The sequence below is a fragment of the Vibrio sp. FF266 genome (genome assembly GCF_041439695.1).
Taxonomy (GTDB): domain Bacteria; phylum Pseudomonadota; class Gammaproteobacteria; order Enterobacterales; family Vibrionaceae; genus Vibrio; species Vibrio tasmaniensis_A.
The window spans coordinates 1-1,381 of sequence record NZ_JBGOOO010000110.1 but is presented as its reverse complement, the minus strand read 5'-3'; the positions used below and the strand labels follow the sequence as shown (position 1 = coordinate 1,381).

General features: G+C 47.5%; 1 protein-coding gene. It reads right to left on the bottom strand.

The genetic code is table 11. The features are described 5' to 3' along the window. Window positions 1-1,381, bottom strand: a 1,381-nt coding sequence (traD, locus tag ACED59_RS24465; RefSeq protein ID WP_371731395.1) for a type IV conjugative transfer system coupling protein TraD, incomplete at both ends; no start/stop codon positions are given.

Genomic DNA, 1,381 nt, shown 5'->3' with positions numbered 1-1,381 from the left:
TGCTAGAGATAACCGGTCGTGTCACCGTCTGGTGGCCAATCGATACCCCATCACGCAGTGCATTTGCACCGTAAGAAATGTGCTCTCTTGAGACGTCCACCTCTTGCTCACCCAAATCTTTGGATGAGATTTGCGCCATCTGCGCTGATGGGGCGCGAAAGTAAAAGCGAGAGTTGAGTAAATCAAAAATAACGTCCGCGGTATTTTTTCCGTAGGTTTTCACGAGCTGCGCATAAGACTGGAGACCAATCACATAACAGCCCCCAAACTTACGCACTTCTGAAATGATGTTATCCAGCTCAGGCAGTTTATGCAGACTAGGCATCTCATCCATAATCACCCAGATACGGCGGTCTTCATCGGCTTTGAGTCCCAAAATAGCGTTAGAGGCAATGGCAAGCCAAGTTGAAATTAAAGGACGCAGTGAAGCGTGTTGCTGCGCGTTACTCGATAAGAACAAAAAGCCTTTTTGTTTATCATCTTGTACCCAATCGGTGATGGAAAACGGTTTGCGTTTGGGCTCTCCTTTCGCGTCTTTATCATCCAAGCCATCTAAAAAGCGTAGGCTCTTAATGTAGGTGGCGAGCACCGACTTAATGGAGATGGCCGTCTTTTTGATGTCTTTAGAGACCAGGGAAGCAGACTCTGTGCCTTGCAGGAAATTACCCAGGGTTTCAAGTTCAGACGTGAGTATCAGGCTAAGCAGCCTTGCGGTCGAGCAGGGCTTGTCATCTTGGCTCATGCGATACGCCGCACTTGAAAAGATAGTCCGTGCGGAATCAACCCAGAACGGATCACCTTCACCATGTTGCGGGATAAGCGCGTTCGCAATGTTTTCAAAATCAGGGGCATCCTTAGCATCACACCAGACATCCCAATTGGCGCAGCGTTCATCGAAGGGGTTGAGTAAGGTATCTTGGCTAGGGTCAAAGAACTTACTGGTAAAGGTGCAGCCTTTATCATAAATAATGGCTTTATCCCCACGTTTACGTATCCAGCGCAGGAGTTTACGAAGCATGACGGATTTACCTGCCCCTGTGGTGCCGTCGATGAGCATATGCTGCACTTCAAACTCACGCTTAAACAAGGCCAGCCCATCCACTTTGAAATCAGAAATCCGTCCGTTGCCTACACCCTGTCTTTTGAGTTTCTTTGCCCGTTTTTTCAAATCATTTGTGAGCACTTTGGGTTCGGCGTATTGAAAGCCTCGAACGTGGAAATCTTCACTTTGCTTTTCGCCTTGTCGTTTAAAGAAACTCATGGCGAGCATCAAAATAGCGAAGGCAATACCGATGGCAATTAAGAAGTTGATTTGTATTTGGTGTATCACGTTATCGTAGAGGTCGATGAGTTGGGTGTTTTCCAGTTGGGAGGCGAGCGT